A 724-nucleotide genomic window follows, 5' to 3' on the forward strand; every position below is an offset into this window, starting at 1 on the left:
TACAACGTGAAGGTCCGCGTGAAGTCGGACAACACGGGTGTGGACATCGCCAATGTGAAGATGTCCATGAACCCGTTCGACGAGATCGCGGTGGAGGAAGCGGTCCGCCTGAAGGAGAAGGGCGCGGTCACCGAGGTGATCGCCGTGTCCTGCGGCGTGACGGCCTGCCAGGAGACGCTGCGCACGGCCATGGCCATTGGCGCGGACCGCGCGATCCTGGTGGAGACCCCGGCCGACCTCGAACTGCAGCCGCTGGCGGTGGCCAAGCTGCTCAAGGCGCTGGTGGACAAGGAGCAGCCGGGTCTCGTGATCCTGGGCAAGCAGGCGATCGACGACGACTGCAACCAGACCGGCCAGATGCTGGCGGCGCTGGCGGACCTGCCGCAGGCGACGTTTGCCTCGAAGGTGGAAGTGGCCGGCGACAAGGCCAACGTCACGCGTGAAGTGGATGGCGGCCTGGAGACGCTGGCGGTGAGCCTGCCGGCGGTGATCACCACGGACCTGCGCCTGAACGAGCCGCGCTACGTGACGCTGCCCAACATCATGAAGGCCAAGAAGAAGCCGCTGGAGACGCTCAAGCCCGAGGACCTGGGCGTGGACGTGGCTCCGCGCATCAAGACGCTGAAGGTCAGCGAGCCGCCCAAGCGCGGCGCGGGCATCAAGGTGCCGGATGTGGCCACCCTCGTCGACAAACTCAAGAACGAAGCCAAGGTGATCTGAGATG

The 724-nt window shown here is 66.0% G+C and carries 1 protein-coding gene; it reads left to right on the forward strand.

Features of this window, described 5'->3' with window-relative positions; all coding sequences use genetic code 11:
• Positions 1-720 (forward strand): electron transfer flavoprotein subunit beta/FixA family protein (locus tag ACFQZY_RS19130; protein WP_377419145.1); only part of this gene is annotated, 720 nt, incomplete at its 5' end.
• Between the last annotated feature and the right edge of the window lie 4 nt (positions 721-724).

Source organism: Ramlibacter sp. GCM10027632 (genome assembly GCF_042675325.1).
GTDB lineage: Bacteria > Pseudomonadota > Gammaproteobacteria > Burkholderiales > Burkholderiaceae_C > Ramlibacter.